Origin of the sequence: Neobacillus vireti, assembly GCF_001026695.1 — a bacterium.
GTDB lineage: Bacteria > Bacillota > Bacilli > Bacillales > Cytobacillaceae > Neobacillus > Neobacillus vireti.
Map to the genome: position 1 here is coordinate 388,283 of NZ_LDNB01000007.1, position 17,926 is coordinate 406,208.

The 17,926-nt window shown below is 40.8% G+C and carries 19 protein-coding genes; 12 read left to right on the top strand and 7 right to left on the bottom strand.

Annotation, left to right across the window (positions count from 1 at the left end; all coding sequences use genetic code 11):
- Positions 1-94 precede the first annotated feature (94 nt).
- Both gndA and AA980_RS09040 read left to right on the top strand, forming a co-directional pair.
- A complete protein-coding gene (gndA, locus tag AA980_RS09035; RefSeq protein ID WP_024028439.1) occupies positions 95-1,507 on the top strand; it encodes an NADP-dependent phosphogluconate dehydrogenase in 1,413 nt (470 codons plus the stop codon).
- Between the two features lie 176 nt (positions 1,508-1,683).
- Complete coding sequence (locus tag AA980_RS09040) at positions 1,684-1,947, top strand: DUF1871 family protein (protein ID WP_024028440.1); 264 nt, start codon at positions 1,684-1,686, stop codon at positions 1,945-1,947.
- A gap of 348 nt (positions 1,948-2,295) precedes the next feature.
- On the opposite strand, the gene AA980_RS09050 is transcribed toward AA980_RS09040, so the two are convergent.
- Entirely contained in the window at positions 2,296-2,532 is a 237-nt protein-coding gene (locus tag AA980_RS09050) for a helix-turn-helix domain-containing protein (protein ID WP_024029636.1), read from the bottom strand.
- 236 nt (positions 2,533-2,768) lie between these two features.
- Between AA980_RS09050 and yugI the strand changes: the two genes are divergently transcribed.
- Positions 2,769-3,170 carry a S1 domain-containing post-transcriptional regulator GSP13 gene (yugI, locus tag AA980_RS09055; RefSeq protein ID WP_024029635.1) on the top strand — a complete coding sequence of 134 codons (402 nt, stop codon included), beginning with the start codon at positions 2,769-2,771 and terminating at the stop codon, positions 3,168-3,170.
- 191 nt (positions 3,171-3,361) lie between these two features.
- On the top strand, positions 3,362-4,633 hold the full coding sequence (locus AA980_RS09060) for a Glu/Leu/Phe/Val family dehydrogenase (protein WP_024029634.1): 1,272 nt from the start codon (positions 3,362-3,364) through the stop codon (positions 4,631-4,633).
- Between the two features lie 157 nt (positions 4,634-4,790).
- Here the strand turns inward: AA980_RS09060 and AA980_RS09065 are convergent, their stop codons facing one another.
- A complete protein-coding gene (locus AA980_RS09065) occupies positions 4,791-5,747 on the bottom strand; it encodes a nuclease-related domain-containing protein (protein ID WP_024029633.1) in 957 nt (318 codons plus the stop codon).
- A 746-nt stretch (positions 5,748-6,493) separates the two neighbouring features.
- On the opposite strand from AA980_RS09065, the gene AA980_RS09070 reads away from it, so the two are divergent.
- The gene (locus tag AA980_RS09070) at positions 6,494-7,657 is read left to right on the top strand and encodes an iron-containing alcohol dehydrogenase (protein WP_024029632.1); all 1,164 of its coding nucleotides are present in this window, start codon (positions 6,494-6,496) and stop codon (positions 7,655-7,657) included.
- A gap of 113 nt (positions 7,658-7,770) precedes the next feature.
- A complete protein-coding gene (locus tag AA980_RS09075) occupies positions 7,771-9,117 on the top strand; it encodes a glucose-6-phosphate isomerase (protein ID WP_024029631.1) in 1,347 nt (448 codons plus the stop codon).
- Positions 9,118-9,161: 44 nt separating this feature from the next.
- On the opposite strand, the gene AA980_RS09080 is transcribed toward AA980_RS09075, so the two are convergent.
- The gene (locus AA980_RS09080) at positions 9,162-10,148 is read right to left on the bottom strand and encodes a potassium channel family protein (protein WP_034724492.1); all 987 of its coding nucleotides are present in this window, start codon (positions 10,146-10,148) and stop codon (positions 9,162-9,164) included.
- A gap of 201 nt (positions 10,149-10,349) precedes the next feature.
- Here AA980_RS09080 and AA980_RS26255 point away from each other — a divergent pair, with 201 nt between their 5' ends.
- Positions 10,350-10,514 (top strand): aspartyl-phosphate phosphatase Spo0E family protein, encoded by a 165-nt coding sequence (locus tag AA980_RS26255; RefSeq protein ID WP_024029629.1) that lies wholly within the window; start codon positions 10,350-10,352, stop codon positions 10,512-10,514.
- A 48-nt stretch (positions 10,515-10,562) separates the two neighbouring features.
- Here the strand turns inward: AA980_RS26255 and AA980_RS25755 are convergent, their stop codons facing one another.
- Together AA980_RS25755 and AA980_RS09090 are read right to left on the bottom strand one after the other, a co-directional pair.
- Positions 10,563-11,162, bottom strand: coding sequence for a winged helix-turn-helix domain-containing protein (locus AA980_RS25755; protein ID WP_024029628.1), 600 nt, complete (start codon positions 11,160-11,162; stop codon positions 10,563-10,565).
- Between the two features lie 15 nt (positions 11,163-11,177).
- The gene (locus AA980_RS09090) at positions 11,178-12,446 is read right to left on the bottom strand and encodes an MFS transporter (RefSeq protein ID WP_024029627.1); all 1,269 of its coding nucleotides are present in this window, start codon (positions 12,444-12,446) and stop codon (positions 11,178-11,180) included.
- Positions 12,447-12,653: 207 nt separating this feature from the next.
- On the opposite strand from AA980_RS09090, the gene AA980_RS09095 reads away from it, so the two are divergent.
- The 3 genes from AA980_RS09095 to AA980_RS09105 all read left to right on the top strand — a co-directional run bounded on the left by AA980_RS09095 (position 12,654) and on the right by AA980_RS09105 (position 16,123).
- A complete protein-coding gene (locus AA980_RS09095) occupies positions 12,654-14,330 on the top strand; it encodes a DUF6044 family protein (RefSeq protein WP_024029626.1) in 1,677 nt (558 codons plus the stop codon).
- A 20-nt stretch (positions 14,331-14,350) separates the two neighbouring features.
- The gene (locus AA980_RS09100) at positions 14,351-15,382 is read left to right on the top strand and encodes a glycosyltransferase (RefSeq protein WP_024029625.1); all 1,032 of its coding nucleotides are present in this window, start codon (positions 14,351-14,353) and stop codon (positions 15,380-15,382) included.
- A 114-nt stretch (positions 15,383-15,496) separates the two neighbouring features.
- Positions 15,497-16,123, top strand: a complete 627-nt coding sequence (locus AA980_RS09105; protein ID WP_024029624.1) for a LysE family transporter — start codon at positions 15,497-15,499, stop codon at positions 16,121-16,123.
- A gap of 168 nt (positions 16,124-16,291) precedes the next feature.
- Here AA980_RS09105 and AA980_RS27480 read toward each other — a convergent pair whose 3' ends face one another.
- Positions 16,292-16,450, bottom strand: a complete 159-nt coding sequence (locus tag AA980_RS27480) for a hypothetical protein (protein WP_162837341.1) — start codon at positions 16,448-16,450, stop codon at positions 16,292-16,294.
- A gap of 222 nt (positions 16,451-16,672) precedes the next feature.
- Here AA980_RS27480 and AA980_RS09110 point away from each other — a divergent pair, with 222 nt between their 5' ends.
- A complete protein-coding gene (locus AA980_RS09110; protein WP_024029623.1) occupies positions 16,673-17,431 on the top strand; it encodes a TraR/DksA C4-type zinc finger protein in 759 nt (252 codons plus the stop codon).
- A gap of 44 nt (positions 17,432-17,475) precedes the next feature.
- Here the strand turns inward: AA980_RS09110 and AA980_RS26260 are convergent, their stop codons facing one another.
- The gene (locus AA980_RS26260; RefSeq protein ID WP_024029622.1) at positions 17,476-17,649 is read right to left on the bottom strand and encodes a YozQ family protein; all 174 of its coding nucleotides are present in this window, start codon (positions 17,647-17,649) and stop codon (positions 17,476-17,478) included.
- Positions 17,650-17,736: 87 nt separating this feature from the next.
- Between AA980_RS26260 and AA980_RS27190 the strand changes: the two genes are divergently transcribed.
- Positions 17,737-17,874: a hypothetical protein gene (locus tag AA980_RS27190; RefSeq protein WP_156351202.1), complete on the top strand. Its 138-nt coding sequence runs from the start codon at positions 17,737-17,739 to the stop codon at positions 17,872-17,874.
- Positions 17,875-17,926 lie beyond the last annotated feature (52 nt).

A 17,926-nucleotide genomic window follows, 5' to 3' on the forward strand; every position in this document is an offset into this window, starting at 1 on the left:
AACTGGAAATGGTTCAACAAAGTGGAGTTTAATTAATTTTCATATATAATAAAGCTAAATTGATTTTTTTAACATCATGAAGGGATGATTTAGAGTGGAAAAACAACAAGTTGGAGTCGTGGGTGTTGGAGTAATGGGAAGAAGTTTGGCGTTAAATTTTGAAAGCAAAGGCTTCCCCGTTTCTGTGTACGACCTATCAGCAGAGAAAGTAAATGAAGTTGTCGAAAATAATAAAGGGAAAAAGTTAGTTGGCACGACAAATATTGTAGATTTTGTGCAATCATTAGAAAGCCCGCGGAAGATTTTATTAATGGTGAATGCGGGAGTCATTACCGATAAAGCAATTGAATCGTTGCTGCCTCATTTAGATAAAGGCGATATCCTAATTGATGGCGGAAACAGCTTCTATCAAGATACAATCCGAAGAAATAAGGAACTTGCTGAAAAGGGAATTCTATTTATCGGTGCCGGAGTTTCGGGCGGAGAAGAAGGTGCACTGACAGGCCCGGCCATCATGCCAAGCGGGCAAAAGGAAGCCTATGATGCAGTCGGACCACTGTTAACGGCTATCTCTGCTAAGGTAAATGGAGATCCATGCTGTACATATATTGGTCCAAATGGGGCTGGGCACTATGTGAAAATGGTGCATAACGGCATTGAGTATAGTGATATGCAGTTAATTTGCGAGTCCTATCATTTAATGAGAGATCTGCTTGGTTTGTCCGTTGAAGAACTTCATGAAGTGTTTAAAGAATGGAATCAAGGCGAGCTTGACAGCTATTTAATTGAAATAACAGCCGATATTTTTACAAAAATAGATTCGGAAACTGGGAAGCCGTTAGTGGATGTCATTCTTGATACAGCCGGGCAAAAAGGGACTGGAAAATGGACAAGTCAAAGTTCACTTGATTTAAGTGTGCCGCTGTCGATTATTACAGAATCCGTTTTTTCCCGCTTTTTATCGGCGATGAAGGATGAGCGCGTGCGTGCAAGCAAGGTGCTAAGGGGTCCGGCTGCGAATGAATTTGCCGGCAATAAGCAGGAGTTTATTGAGCTGATTCGGAAAACCTTGTATCTAAGTAAGATTATTTCTTACGCACAAGGCTTTGCCCAATTGAAAAAGGCTTCGGAAGAATATGATTGGAACTTAAAACCGGGAGAAATTGCGATGATTTTCCGCGGCGGCTGTATTATTCGGGCAGCCTTCCTGCAAAATATTAAGGAAGCCTACGACCGTAATCCAGCCTTAGACAATTTATTAATGGATTCCTATTTTCAAACGATTGTTGCCGACTATCAGGATGCTGCAAGAGAAGTAGTATCCATTGCGATTAAAGCAGGTATACCGGTGCCAGGTCTTTCTAGCGCACTTGCTTATTATGACAGTTACCGCTCAGAGGTGCTGCCTGCCAATTTACTCCAAGCCCAAAGAGATTATTTCGGTGCCCATACCTATCAAAGAGTGGACCGTGAAGGAACCTTCCATACAGAATGGCTGGAAAAATAATCGAAAAGACGAGCTAGCATAGCTCGTCTTTTTTCAAGGGTTTCGGTCACATAGAACCACTCTACGTGACCGTTTTGCTCTTTTTCCATGTACTTTGGACGTAAGACCTCTCTATATGACCGTTTTGTATGATAAAATATTTTCAGCAAATGTAACTATAATAGGAGCTAAAAACCATGCGAAAAGAAATTCAAACTAATTTGCAATATGTTGATGTTTTAAATGAATGGGATCCCTTTCGACTAAAAAACGGCGGCTATGAAACGGAAATTGCTGATGTGATTCAGGCGATACATGAACTGAATGATTGTCCAAAACTAGCCAAGAGAATCCAAACCATTTATGAATTTTCATTTGAAATACTAATTCCACTCCATGATTGTGTGAAAATTGCGGCTGAATTATTAGCCATCAAAGAGAACGAAACTTGTTCTATTTAATGAAAGGCTGTGTTAAAGCACAATGTTGCTCTACGTTTCAGGCGCGAGACTCCTGCGGGAGCAGCGGGACAGGTGAGACCCCGCAGGCGCGCAATTCGCCGAGGAGGCAGGCTCACCGCCCGCCCCGCGGAAAGTGAAGCCCTGGAACGGAAATCAACATTCACTTTTTAACACAGCCAATGCAAAAAAAGTGGACATACCCATTTGGGCTGTCCACTTCAAAAAGGGGGGAATACTAGAAAGCATTATGTTACAAGGTTTTCCACATATTTATGGTTCTATACAAAAGAATGAAGAAAAAATAAAAAAAGCGGTACATTTTACCGCTTTTAAGCTAAAGTGCCTTTTTCAAATATGTTCCGTAGAAGTGGAGGTTGTTTGAACCTGATTGTACTTCAATAATTCAGATGCAGGGATATCTAAAACAGTAGACAATTTCATGATTGTCTGAGTGCTTGGAATTTGTTCCCCAGATTCATATTTCTCAATCGTATGTGTTCCCACTCTAACCTTTTGAGCCAGCTCCTGCTGGGTCATTTTTAGCATTTCACGGGAAGTTTTAATGGTGTGGCCGATTGAATTCATACTGGTCACCTCTCTTAGAAAGGATACTTACTCACTATTAGTATATCATTGGATAGTTGGCTTTTTTTATTCGTTCTGTGAATAATTTGTTAAGAAACTCTGACAATATTTCTAATTCAAATGAGGAGAACTTATTTTGAATGCGATAAGCTTTTTTGCCTAAAGCTATATATTGTGATATAATCTTTTAATGCGTATATAAGGGATTAATAATTCATTTACTTAGGAGTGTTTACATGACAGAAAAGATTGAAACAGGAAGTATTTTAACCGGTAAAGTTACAGGAATTCAACCATATGGTGCATTCGTTGCCTTAGATGAAAATACACAGGGTCTTGTGCATATTTCAGAAATCACACACGGCTATGTGAAGGATATCAATGAACATCTTAAAGTGGGCGATGAAGTACAGGTTAAGGTATTATCAGTGGATGAAGGTGCAGGAAAAATTGGTCTTTCAATCCGTGCCACAGAAGAAGCCCCAGCTCAACCAATAACTAAAGCTAAAAAGCCGCGTAAGCGTCAAGCAGCAGCAATTATTCCTGAGGCTGAAGGCCAGCAAGGATTTAATACATTAAAAGATAAGCTTCAAGAGTGGATTGACCAGTCACAGCGTGAAGATTTAATTAAAAAGTAATATTTCTAAAAGCCTAGGCCCTGAAATTTATTGAAGGCTGCCTTGGGCTTTTTTATTTTTGAAATAAAAAGGGTTCATTCTTTTTTCAGGCTCGGCTACAATAGAATTGTACTTAACATTTTAGAAGAATTGGATTGGGCGATTAAGCGGATTAACAAAATATTAGAATGAAAATAATTAGGGGTGCCAAAATGGGGACTACTGATGGAGATGGCAAGAAACAAGAGATGTTAAACCTTCTTACATCAACACAGATCGTTATTCATGATGCGTTAAATAAACTGGGCTACAACGAGGAGATGTATCATTTATTAGCAGAACCAATTCGGACATTTTGTGTCAGGATTCCTGTCCGCATGGATGATGGCTCTACGAAAGTCTTCAGCGGATTCAGGTCCCAGCATAATGATGCGGTTGGACCGACAATGGGCGGGGTTCGCTTTCATCCGCAAATCAATGCTGATGAAATAAAGGCGTTATCGATGTGGATGAGCCTAAAATGCGGCATTGCGGATTTACCTTTCGGTGGAGGAAAGGGCGGAATTATCTGTAACCCGCGCACCATGTCATTTGGTGAGCTTGAACGTTTAAGCCGCGGCTATGTCCGATCTATCAGCCAAATTGTTGGCTCAGTCAAGGATATCCCGGCACCGGATATGTATACAAACTCGCAGATTATGGCCTGGATGCTGGATGAATACAGCTCTCTCCGTCAAAACGACTCTCCCGGCTTTATCACAGGGAAGCCGCTTGTGCTTGGAGGTTCAGAGGGCCGGGAAAAAGCAGGGGCTAAGGGTGTAACCATTTGTATCGAAGAAGCGGCAAAAAAGCGTGGAATTCAGTTGAAAGGTGCGCGTGTGATCATCCAAGGTTTTGGAAATGCCGGCGGCTACATCGCTAAATTTCTCCATGATTCAGGAGCGATAATCGTTGGTATTTCAGATGTGTATGGGGCGGTTTATCATCCAGATGGCTTGGATATTAATTATTTGCTCGACCGCCGTGACAGCTTTGGTACAGTGACCACATTATTTGAGGGTGCGATAACGAATCAAGAATTGCTTGAGCGCGACTGTGATATTTTAGTGCCGGCTGCTGTTTCTAACCAAATTACCGCCGAAAATGCAGGCAGCATCAAAGCAAGAATTGTAGTGGAAGCAGCAAACGGTCCGACGACGCTGGAAGCGACCAAGATTCTCACAGAACGCGGGATTTTGTTAGTCCCCGATGTGCTTGCCGGTGCGGGCGGCGTCACTGTTTCCTATTTCGAGTGGGTTCAAAATAACCAAGGATATTATTGGACGGAAGAGGAAATAGCCGTGAAATTACGAGAAAGGCTCGTCAAATCATTCAATGATGTTTATGACCTTGCCGAAAGCCGAAATATCAGTATGCGATTAGCTGCATACATGGTTGGCGTTAGAAAAATGGCAGAAGCCTCCCTATTAAGGGGCTGGGTATAATGGAAATCCTTGCATCATTGATGCGGGGATTCTTTTACAATGGAAAAAACGATTATCAGGGGCTTAAAGTGGTTTGGTCTTGCCAATGAAGTCAAAATGGGGACTTCACTCTTAAGCAGGCAAACTGCTTGTAGCCCCATGTCGGGTGAATTGTTAATTATTTTGGAAAATAAATTCTATCTTTGAATGTCCCTGAAAAGGCTAAGTCCATGTGACTTAAGAATTTATGTGCAACTCTAGGGGATTCAATGTGGAGAAATTGTCTTACCTCCGAATTTGTAATTGAGGGCTTACATAGAAGGAAATAGTCGTAGATGGCTTGAATATGAGCTGTTTTTGATTTGTAGTTACATTTCGCGCAGACCCATGTTCCGTAAATATATTCCATTGGTAAAAATCTACACTCCGGGCATTGGACTCCTGTAAGGATATCATGTAGCAAAAGTTTGAAGTGTTCTAGGATGTCAAATTTTTCTGGAGTATGGTTAGTTAAAAGAAGACGTTTAATTTTACGCAATTCCTTTGTATCTAGAATCACAGTCTTATTATAGTTGGCTATTTGAGTAATTTTTTCAATTAACCCCTCACTATTGCAGATATATCGAAGGATCCGTTCGTTCCCTGGCTCAATTCTTATCGATGCTCTTTCGTTACTATTGACAAAAAGATAATGAATGGGAAATTCAGAACAATTATGCTTTTGGAGCCATTTTTTAAGTTTTATCGCCTGCACCCTGGCTTGTAGTACTGGATTCTTAATTCTTTCGACCTTATCATTAAATTTAAGGGTAGTTTGATTTAAGTAGTTTTCAAAATGGTATTCTCCAATTCGATTCTTTACTTCCAGAACTAGTGCAAATGCTGAACAAAGCATTAGGTAATCAATCTGGAAATAATACTTGCCCAATTGTAGGCGAATGTTATGAAAAATAAGATATTTTGAGTCAGGAAGCATGCTTAAATGGAAAATAAGCGATTTTTCACCTTTGTAACCAGCCATCCAATTCTTATATTCGGTTAATAGGATTGGCCGGATGGGATGGTTTTCTCGCAATCTCGAGTCTAGTGCTTCGTATTTCTTAATCCTCTCTGGAGGTTCGCATTCTTTTGCCATCAATTGGTATCATTCCTTTCTTTTTTTAAAATTTCTCTAACAACAGTTAAAAACCTTCAAATATCGACACCGTTCTTTGTCTGTTTTATGAACTTTTTCGGAAATAGGTCCACTATTAACATTTATGGGGATGTTTTCGGCAGCTATTGAGGGATGACCATCCCTTTTTTGTACGTTATCGGTCACTTTTAGTAATTTACCGTTCACTTATTTAATTTACCGGTTGCTTTGGATGAAATACCGGTCACTTTGTCCAATTTACCGGTCACTTCATCATTTCCTACTAAAAACACCTGCATCCTCACACTAATAGATCAAAAGAATCATTGTTATTCTTTATGTGGAGTACATGACCAATTTTTTGGGGAAGATCTTTGGCTGAAGTGGGTTTAAGTTTACCTTTTTTAAGTGTATGAGCATGAACTAACCATTTTGACCAAATTATCGACTATGTTTAAGGAGTCAGTGATCCTCTATTACACTTTACCGGTCACTTTGGTGGAAATACCGGTCACTTTTAGTAAAATACCGGTCACTTTTTACTTTTTACAGGTCACTTTGATGAATTACCGGTGACTTCCGGAATTCTCAATAAAATACCCAATGTCTAGCATGTTACATAGATGATAAACTACGTATCGGCCAGGCAAAAAATAGATTTTTCTCACAGACGCCATTTTAATCAAGTTTTTTGCAAATTGCCACAAGATAATAAATAATGAATAGTGAAAAGGATGGTGTTTAGTTTGCAAAATTTTACTTTTTGGAATCCCACCAAATTGATTTTTGGAAAAGGCCAGCTCGAGCAATTGAAAAAAGAAGTTCCTCTCTACGGGAAAAAGGTTTTGCTTGTCTATGGCGGCGGCAGTATTAAACGAAGCGGGCTCTATGATCAGGTTATCGCACTTTTGGGAGAAATTGGTGCCGAAGTGTTTGAACTATCCGGGGTTGAGCCAAATCCGCGCATTTCTACGGCCCGCAAAGGGGTAGAGATCTGTAAACAAGAAGGAATTGAATTCCTTCTAGCCGTTGGCGGTGGCAGTGTCATCGATTGTACTAAATTAATCGCAGCGGGTGCGAAATATGATGGCGATTCATGGGATTTAGTCGTAAAAAAAGCGTTCGCTCATGAGGCGCTGCCTTTTGGTACTGTGTTGACACTTGCTGCAACTGGCTCAGAAATGAATGCCGGCTCGGTCATTACGAATTGGGAAACAAACGAAAAATACGGCTGGGGTAGTCCTGTGACATTCCCGAAATTCTCTATTTTAGATCCCGTTAATACGTTCACAGTCCCAAGAAACCAAACGATTTATGGAATCGTCGATATGATGTCGCATGTGCTTGAACACTATTTTCACCTTGAGGAGAATACCGATTTTCAGGACCGTATGTGTGAATCATTGCTCACCACCGTGATGGAAACGGCGCCTAAATTACTGGCAGACCTTGAAAACTATCAACACCGGGCAACGATTCTTTACAGCGGCACGATGGCATTAAACGGGATTTTAAATATGGGTTATCGCGGCGATTGGGCGACACATAACCTAGAGCATGCGGTATCCGCAGTCTATGACATCCCGCATGGCGGGGGGCTTGCTATTTTATTCCCGCATTGGATGGAGCATAACTTAAGTATCAAACCAGAACGCTTTCAGCAGTTAGCGGTCAGAGTGTTTGGAGTTGACCCTAAAGGGAAAAGTGCGGAAGAAACAGGCCGCGTGGGAATTAGCAAATTACGAGAATTCTGGAACAGCATTGAGGCGCCGGCTCGGTTAGCAGACTATGATATTGATGACAGCAAGCTTGAGCTGATGGCCGATCGCGCAATGGCAAACGGCGAGTTTGGGAATTTTAAAAAGCTGAATCGTGAGGATTGTTTAGCGATTTATCGGGCTTCGTTATAAAAGTGAAAAATTTGTCTAAAATGGGTCCGCTTACATAAGTGGACCTTCCTTGATATTCCGCCCATCTTTCGATAAAGTGGTAGTGAAAATAATAAATTTATGGAGGATCATACATGACACACGTTCGTTTTGATTACTCGAAAGCCCTTACTTTCTTTGGGGAACATGAACTTACATATTTACGAGATGCTGTTAAGGTTGCCCATCATTCTTTACATGAGCAAACAGGCGCAGGCAGCGACTTTTTAGGCTGGATTGACCTGCCAACAAACTATGACAAAGAAGAATTCTCACGCATCCAAAAGTCAGCTGAAAAAATCAAGGCTGATTCCGATGTTCTTCTTGTGATTGGGATTGGAGGTTCCTATCTAGGGGCAAGAGCGGCGATTGAAATGCTGCAACATAGCTTCTATAATGCCCTTCCGAAAGAAAAACGGAAAACACCGCAAATCATTTTTGTCGGCAACAATATTAGTTCATCATATATGAGTGATGTAATCGACCTCCTTGATGGCAAGGATTTCTCCATCAACGTCATCTCGAAATCAGGGACGACAACAGAACCGGCGATTGCCTTCCGGATTTTCCGCAAGCTGCTAGAGGAAAAATACGGTGTAGAGGAAGCGCGCAAACGAATTTATGCGACAACAGACAAAGCAAGAGGTGCTTTAAAAACTTTATCAAATGAAGAAGGCTACGAAACTTTTGTGATTGCTGATGATATCGGCGGTCGTTACTCGGTTTTAACAGCTGTTGGATTGCTGCCGATTGCTGTTAGCGGTGCAGACATTGAAAAAATGATGAGCGGGGCTGCTAAGGCCCAAGAAGACTTCGGTCATTCAGAGCTTGAAGATAACCAAGCCTACCAATATGCGGCTGTAAGAAATGCGCTATATAATAAAGGCAAAACAATCGAAATGCTGATTAACTATGAGCCAGGCCTGCAGTATTTTTCAGAATGGTGGAAGCAGCTATTTGGAGAAAGCGAAGGCAAAGATCAAAAAGGTATTTTCCCAGCTTCAGCCAACTTCTCGACAGACCTTCATTCGCTTGGTCAATATGTTCAAGAAGGACGGCGCGATTTGTTTGAAACGATTATCAAGGTTGAAAAGCCCCGCCGTGAGCTAACGATTGAAGCGGTTGAAACAGATTTGGATGGTCTCAATTATCTAGCCGGAAAATCGCTTGACTTTGTAAACAATAAAGCATTTGAAGGAACGATGCTTGCCCATACCGATGGCGACGTGCCAAACCTCATTGTTACGATTCCAGCGATGGATGAATATACATTTGGATACCTTGCCTACTTCTTCGAAAAAGCCTGTGCGATGAGCGGCTACCTGCTTGGCGTCAACCCATTCGACCAGCCAGGCGTTGAGGCCTATAAGGTAAATATGTTTGCGTTATTAGGGAAACCTGGGTTTGAAGAAAAGAAAGCAGAATTAGAAAAACGCTTATAGAAAAACCAAAAAAGAGTGCTGATATGAAAATTATCAGTACTCTTTTATTTAAATATTAATAACTGGTCGTTTTCTTCAACTGTAAATGAATGAACAGGATTAAGTATGGTATCCTCGCCTCTTTTAATGCCAATTAGGAGGAAACCTTGATTTAACAACCTCTGGCATACTTCCCCAAAACTTTTTCCAATGTCCTTTTCCTTCGCCATAAAAGACGACAATCTGCTTTCCTGTAACTGATGGACAACATTTGATAACAACCCGTCACCATTGGAATGCAAACTGTTGACCATAAAGACACTTGTCAATTTATTGGACTGAATTACTTCGTCTGCACCTGCTCTTAAGGCGTTAATTACCTGCTCCGCCGTTAAAATTTCCACAATGCATTTTACCTGTATGCATAAACCTTTAATCGTCAGCAGCGTTAAAATGCTATTCATGTCCGCCTGGAGTTCATCATTTCCCCGGTCAGCGGTAATCAGCACCTTCTCGGCATGCTGAATATCACTTTTGAGTATCGTTTCATCTACATGCCCTTTCCCCTGGATAAAATGAACAAATCTCGATTTAACCGGATTTGCTTCGAGCGTTTCGTCAATCAAGACAATCATTTGCGGGAAGCTAACGCTTGTCAGCTTATGAATTAACTCTCTTGATCGCTCGTTCCAGCCGATAATAATGATATGACCTGTTCCTTTAAAGGGGATTCTGCCTTCAGAAAAGGCATCTTGTTTGGTAACGGCCGCCGCTGCTAAGGTCCCAAAATAGGAGGAGACAAAACCGACTCCAAGCAAGATTAATACGAGCGCTGTGAGTCTGCCTAGGAAAGAGCGGGGGACATAATCACCATATCCCACCGTCGAGGCAGTGATAATTGCCCACCAAATGCCATCGAAAACCGATGGAAAGGTTTCAGGCTCTAAAAGGTGAATGGAAATGCCAAATGATAGAAATACAAGAAGGGCAATGACTAGAATACGGACTAGGAGCGGCAATCGTAAAAAGCTAATATAAACTCTGTTTGGCACGACCGACACCTCTTTCTACTACCACCTATTATGGACGAAAAAGTTCCATTTGATAATTAGGGCTTGGCATATTTTACCCAGTACATTATTCACACAAAGTTCTAATGTTTTTCTAATAACTACTTGCTTTCCATTGAGAAAACTTATAAATTATGGTTAATAACATGTTTATAATTATAACTAGGAAAGAGGGTTGGAGACATGGGTATTGGAATGAACACACTTCTATCAAAGATTGAAAAAACAAGGTTGGAAATGATTCATTTAGCCCATCTTTATGGTTATTCTAATCCAAATGTTGTCCAATGCAGCCAGAAACTCGATTCCCTGTTAAATATTTATGATAAAAAAAATGAAAAATATTAAATATATAATAGTAAAGAAACCTTCCAATTTAATATGGAAGGTTTTTTGTTAGTCCTCGTCTGCGTCCGTGTCATCGACGCGATAACTCAACATAATATAGGCGTATTTAGATTTTTGATTTAGTTGTTCCTCGGTGAGGTTGGGCAGGCTTGATTCCTCAATGCTTTCCACCTGGTTCGGTTGCTCGTGAATTGAGCGCATCATTCGCTCGTGTGATGTTTCCCATTCTCTTCCCGTCAAGGTCGGCAGACTAATCATTAAATTCACTTGCTTATCAAAGTCGGGCTTTCCTTTTTTTAATTCTGATTGAAGAAGCTTCAGGCCAGGCTGGAGCAGATTCATGATTTCCTCCATAACGGTGCCATGATGTTCCTTTAACAATGCTTCATCAAACTCAAAACTATGGCCAGCTGCATGCGTCCGCTTATAGTATTTTTCAATTAAATTTCCCTGCTGGCGGGTTTCAACCAGCTCTAGCAGGCCTGCTTCCTCGAGTTTTTTAACATGGTAGTATAACCGCGACGGCTTCTCATTCAATTCATCGGCAATTTGGCCCACGGTAACCGGTTCTTTGGCAATGTCCAGAATTCCTCTTTTTCTAACATCTAACATCATTTTGGCTATTTCAATATCATCGATTTTTTTCACAAAAACTTACCTCCATTATTCATTAACGGCTGCCGGCACTGCTGTTTCAGGAATAGATTCGGTTTGCTGAACCGACAGGCTTTTATAGCCCTTTAGGAAGGGCATGAATCCTGCGACAATGATAAGCAGTGCCCCTGATATCGCTGTTCCATACAAAACACCGATTTCTTTCGATAACCATCCGCCAAACAAAATTCCAATCATCGACGAAGTACTGGCTGTAATCCCCAGTAAAGAGGAACCCCTGCCTCTAAAGGCGGATGGAGTTATTTTTAAAAAGATGCTGCTTAACGGAACATTTAAAAAGGCATTCATTACTCCTGTCATTATACTCCAAATATATACAGGAAGGATGCCATAAAGTAATTGAAGCGTATCAACCGGAATGATTACCACCATCAAAACCCCAATTGTGGCAGTACCCAGTAAAAAAATCGTACTTGGATTCAATTTCTTAAGGGCATAGGGAGCGGCAAAACCAGCGCCGAAAATAACACCAACCGCCGACGCCGCTTCAATAAAACCAAAATGAAAGGCGGAAACATGAAACTCATTGGTGAGGACGGCGATAAGATTTGTATTCAATATTCCGCAGACAAGGGTAATTGGCATCAGCAGAATGAGCAGGAATCGTAAGGCTGGCATCCCGACGACCTCTTTCACACCTGAGCCAATCGAGCTGAAGTATGATTCAGAAGATCGAGCAGCTGCCAATTTATTCTTACCAAGATTTCGTAACGAGAGAATGAACAAAGCTGAAACGGCAAAGGTAACAGAATCAATCGCAAAAATAAAATTGTAATTGTTTGTCATCATCAACAGCGCACCAACTGAAGGACCGATGATATCCATTGCCGCCCTTGTTGATTGTGACAGAGAAATCGCCTGCTGGATATTTTCTTCCCCAACAAGGTCAGGTATCGATGAAGATCGGGCCGGATCGAACAGGGCAGAACCAAGACCTTGGAAAGCAATTAAGATAATAAGCGCCGCGGCCGAGTGGTGGAAGGGAATCATTAAACAGACAATCACCATCCGGTAAAAATCGGCCCCGACCATGAGCCATTTTCGGTTATATTTATCCGCTAACGGACCAAAGAAGATCCCAAAAAAGGCAGTCGGGAGAAGCTGAGCGAAAATAACCAGACCGATGGCTAGAGGGTCCTTCGATAAGGTAGCAACTAAGTATACAATTGCAATTCTCGTGAATCCATCCCCTAATTGTGAAATGATTTGCCCGAGCCAAAACCGAAGATAGTTTCGGTTTTTAAGAATTCTAAACATAAATAACATCCTTTCGGTAAAAGTAATTTTATCGTTAAAATTTATTTTAATGATTAATTTTATTTTAACAGGGAGTTTCGCAAATGTAAATAATGGAAACGCCCTTTTGAAAAAAAGACCAGTGACCAGATTATGTTAAAGGAATAATTTCCAGCCAAGAAGCAGACTTTATTATGGACATACACTTTTGAATCGGGGTGTAGAGAAGTGATTGTAGGGATAAAAAAAGAGCGGCGATACATTCTCTTCGCTTTCATTGTTTTAGCGGCCTATCTTTCTCCGCTTTTTATTCTCCAGGAAAATGCCCATATCCGGGTTCATGATAATTTGGATTCAAACTTGGCGTGGTATAGGGTGTTAGCGCGAAGCGGGGAAATGTTCGGCGGCGTAAATGGAGTGATACCGCAAATTATTAATGGGCAGCTGTCGAGGAATGCCTTTGGGACTGAATATAGCCTGATTGTCTGGTTATATGCTCTCTTTCCGACAATGATTGCCTATGCCCTAAGCCAGACAATTACTAGAATTGCTGCCTTTTTCGGCATGTATTTATTGTTGAAAAAACATTTACTTCCTGGTGAGCGGTGGCTGCCCTTTCAAATAGGCAGCGCGCTTGCGTTTGCCCTAACACCATTTTGGCCGTCGGGAATGTTGAGTACATTAGGGATACCACTCGCACTTTGGGCATTTCTTAACATTCGGAAGGACGGGGGAACGTGGAAGGATTATCTGGTACTTACCTTGTTGCCGTTATACGCAAGTATTGTTTTAGGCTTTTTCTTCTTCTTGAGTGCAATGGGGATTTTTTGGCTGACGGATTTCCTCCGGGGAAAGGGCTGGAATCTTCGCTTTTTGTTTTCGATTGCTTATATGTCATTAATTTTTATGATTGTGGAATATCGCTTAGTCTTTTCCTTTCTATATAAGGGAGAGCCCAATAGCCGCGATGAGTATTTTCACGCGGAGCTCCCTTTTTGGCGCACTGTTCGGCTTTTTTTCAAAAATTATCTGCTGGGGCACACCCATGTCATGACTGTTCATAGCTTATTTATCCTGCCTGCCACCTTCATTGCCATCTATTTAGTTTATTCAAAAAGGCTATGGAAGCAGGAAAAGTGGTTTGTGTTTTTATTTGGCTTAAATCTTGTCTTGTCGCTTTGGTATGCCTTTTGGTTTTATGAGGGCTGGCTCCCGTTAACTAAAAAGTTTCATTTCATGGATACCTTTAATTTTGCCCGCTATCACTTCCTAAGACCGCTTGTGATCTATGGAAGCTTCGCTCTCGCGTTAAAAATTATTTCACTTCAAGGAATAAGCTGGGCGAAAATGGCAAAGTGGGCTATCGTCATGCAAATTCTTTTTTTAGGGTTGTTTAATGACGAAATTATTTATCGGCAAAAGCCGACTGTCAAAGAGTTTTTCGCTGAGGAAATGTTCTATGAAATAAAAGAGCATATTGGCTTGAAGCAGGAGGAATATCGAATTGCCAGTATCGGAATTCATCCGGCGATCTCCCAATATAACGGCTTTTACACACTTGATACATACAATAATTTTTATCCATTAAACTATAAACATCAATTTAGGAAAATAATTGAAAAGGAATTAGCGGAAAATAAAACCATCCGCAACTATTTCGATCAATGGGGCGGCCGCTGCTATATTTTCACAGCACAGCTTGGGAAGAGGTATATGATCAAAAAGGATTCCAAACGCCATTTAAAAAAATTGCAATTGAATACAGATGTATTTAAAGAAATGGGCGGCCGCTATATTTTTTCAGCGATCCCAATTGATAATGCCGCCGAAAATAGCCTCGCGCTCGATAAGATATTCGAATCAAAAACGTCTGCCTGGAAAATTTACTTATATAAGACTTTGTAGACATCGGAGGTTTAGAACAGATGATGGAACCAGTCCTAACCATTGTAGTGCCATGCTATAACGAGGAAGAGGTATTACCGGAGACGATAAGTCAACTGCAGCAGCTGTTGAAGGAACTGATTAATGATACGCTTGTTTCAAAACATAGTAAGATCTTGTTTGTTGATGATGGGAGTAAAGACCACACATGGGAAATAATTTATAAAGAGGGGTTACGGAATGAATTTGTCCGGGGATTAAAATTAGCGGGAAATGTTGGACACCAGAATGCCTTACTCGCCGGGCTGTTTGCAGCCAAGGAGCTTTCGGATTGTATCATTTCCATTGATGCCGATTTGCAGGATGATATTCAGGTTATCCGCGAATTTATATTAAAGTTCCACGAAGGCTGTGAAATTGTTTACGGTGTCAGGAAAGGGCGGGCGACGGATACGTTCTTTAAACGGAGTACAGCACAGGGCTTTTATAAAATGATGAAAAGTCTTGGAGTAAATCTTGTCTATAATCATGCTGATTTCAGGTTAATGAGCAAAAGGGCTGTCCAAGAGTTGGCAAGGTTTAAAGAGGTTAACCTTTTCTTAAGAGGGATTGTTCCACTGCTCGGCTTTCGCTCCGATGTCGTTTATTATGATCGGTTAGAGAGACAAGCTGGTCAAACGAAATATCCTTTAAAAAAAATGCTTGCCTTTGCCTTTGATGGAATTACTTCCTTTTCTATTTCACCAATCCGCTTTGTCTTAGTCATTGGACTCGTTTCTTTTATTATGAGCCTTGTCTTTGGCGGCTACTTCTTAACACTTAAATTTTTGGGAAACACCGAGACAGGCTGGACGTCGCTGATTACTTCCATTTGGCTTATCGGCGGTCTCCAGTTAATTGCGATAGGCTTAATTGGGGAGTATGTCGGAAAAATTTATAAAGAGACAAAGCAGCGTCCAAAATACATTGTTGATATTGATTCTTTTAATTTGCCCGTGCCAAGGCGCCATTTGCTCCAGCAAACAGGGGAAAATGAGGTTTTGGACAAAGGAATTTTGTCATCGAAAAGATAAATTTAGTGGAAAGAGTTTTCTTTAAAAAGGAAAGCTCTTTTTTATTGTCGTACAACTCTCCCTGCCTGAATAAATATGAGGAGACAGGCTTTTTCTTAGATTGGAGGGAGTAGTTTGAATGTTTTTTTAAGCTATATATTGTTAGGATTATCACTGGCTGCACCAATTGGACCGATTAATGCGGCGCAAATTGATCGGGGAATCAGACATGGCTTCATGCACTCATGGTTGATTGGGGTCGGGGCTGTAGTAGCGGATGGCGTATATATGCTTGTTGTTTACATAGGGGTTGTCCAATTTTTGGAAACCTCATTTATGCAAACCTTTCTTTGGTTTTTTGGCTGTTTTGTTTTGATGTACACTGGGATTGAAACGTTTATGAATTCCGGGAAGATCGAACTAGAGTATACAAGAAGCAGCGAACCGCTGATAAAATCGTTTTTTTCCGGCTTCTTGATGTCCATCTCCAATCCATTAACGATTCTGTTTTGGTTAGGAATTTACGGATCCGTCCTCGCAAAGACTGCTGCAACCTATGAGAGCAGCCAATTAATCCTTTACAGCAGCGCTATTTTTTTCGGGCTTTTCCTATGGGATATTGTCATGGCCAGTGTGGCCAGCAGTTTTCGAAAATATTTAACCTCGCAATTACTTGTTGTTATTTCCTTCTTATCCAGTCTTTCGTTGATTGGCTTTGGAATTTACTTCGGAATCCAGGCTTTTAATAACTTATTTGGGTAAAAGAGGGGCTTTCCATAAAGTCAGGTCTCTGACCTTTGGTAGCCCCTCTTGTTTTAGTTATTGGCTGGTTCAATAGGTCTGTTGATTTCCGCTCCAGGCGGCTTCGCTTAAGGTACGTTCAAAAAGGTTGATGAAAAGCCTCAACCTTTTAAATTTGGATATAATTGATTATTCTCGTCCAGTTGCTCCCGGAGACTTATCTGTATTATCCTGATTGTTATATTCTGGGTCATTAAGTCCAGGCTTTTGATTTTTGTTGCCACCTAAGTATTCGGTCCGATGTGCTTGCTGAACTTTATTAAATTTTTCAAAGTTTAGATTTACCACGTAATCTCCCCTTTTCTTAATTCTTCTCTTAAGATACACACCTTAGCAAATCTTATTCCGTCTGCCCGACAATTAGCAGATAGGTTTTTGGTGGAATTAAATTTTTAGTACATAATCAAAGGCGAAACAAATGACAATAGAAAGGTACACTAAAAAAATGAAAACTTAAGGATGATATAGATTTTGGGTCAAATGAACATTTTTTTGAAAGGGGAGTAACGCATGCTATCGACACAGCAACTTGCTGAGTTACGGTTACAATTATTGCAGCAAAAGAGTGAAGTAGAAGAATATCTCAAACAAAATGATCACTTTGGATTAGAGCGCGGCCATGCCCATGAGTCGGTGGGGGAGTTATCGAGCTATGATAATCACCCTGCAGATGAGGGAACCGAATTGTATGAACGTGAAAAAGATATCGCTTTAAATGAGCATTATCAATCACAGCTGACGAATATCAATCGGGCCTTAGAGGCGATGGAAGAAGGCAGGTACGGGAAATGTGAAGTCTGCGGAAAGGAGATTCCGATGGACCGATTAATGGCATTGCCGAATACCACCTTTTGTATCCATCATAGCCAGGACCAGGCCACTTCCCACCAGCGCCCAGTTGAGGAAGAGGTGTTGGCGCCACCATTTGGAAAATTTGACATGGATGATAGAAAAGAAAATGTTAGCTTTGATTCCGAGGATTCCTGGCAAACTGTTGCTGCATGGGGTACGTCTGATACACCATCAGATTTAGCTTTCCCACAGGATGATTACAATGATATTTATTCGGAAGCGGATGAAAATATTGGTTATGTCGAGGACTATGAAAACTTTGTTGGCAATGACATGTATGGAAATGATATCAAGGTTTATCCCAATCCCCAGCATGAACACTATGAAGATGCCCTCGATGAAGAAGGGATCATGACAAGTTTTGGGGATTTACCGGCATATGAACATGACCCATATGTTGATGATGATAAACAATAAAAAAAGAAAACAGCTTTCGAGCGAGAGCTGTTTTCTCTAATTTTCTACCCTTCGGAAGAACCATTGTCTGAACTGATATCGCCTTCCATGTACGAATCACTTACTTGTTCATGTGTGGTCGCAAGTCCAGAGGAAAGAGGATCATTTTTTTGATAATCGCTTGCTTGATAGGTACGTCCGGCCAGATCGGTATTTTCGTTCGAATTCTTTTTTTCCAAAATAAACACTCCTTTTTATTATTGGTTCATCGGTATTTTCTTCTTTTTTCAAAAATTTTACTCAAAAAAATTAAGGGGTTAAATAAAATGAAACAAAAAGACAAATTTCCATCACGTGAACAATTAGATCAAGCCTTTCATTTCTTGCATGACCAAATTAACAAGATTTCCGTTGTCGAAGAAGTGGAAATGATTAAAGAGGACATAGACGGGGTTAAAGAATAAATGCTTCAAGATAAGTTTGCCTGAGGCTAACTTATCTTGAAGCGGGCAAAAC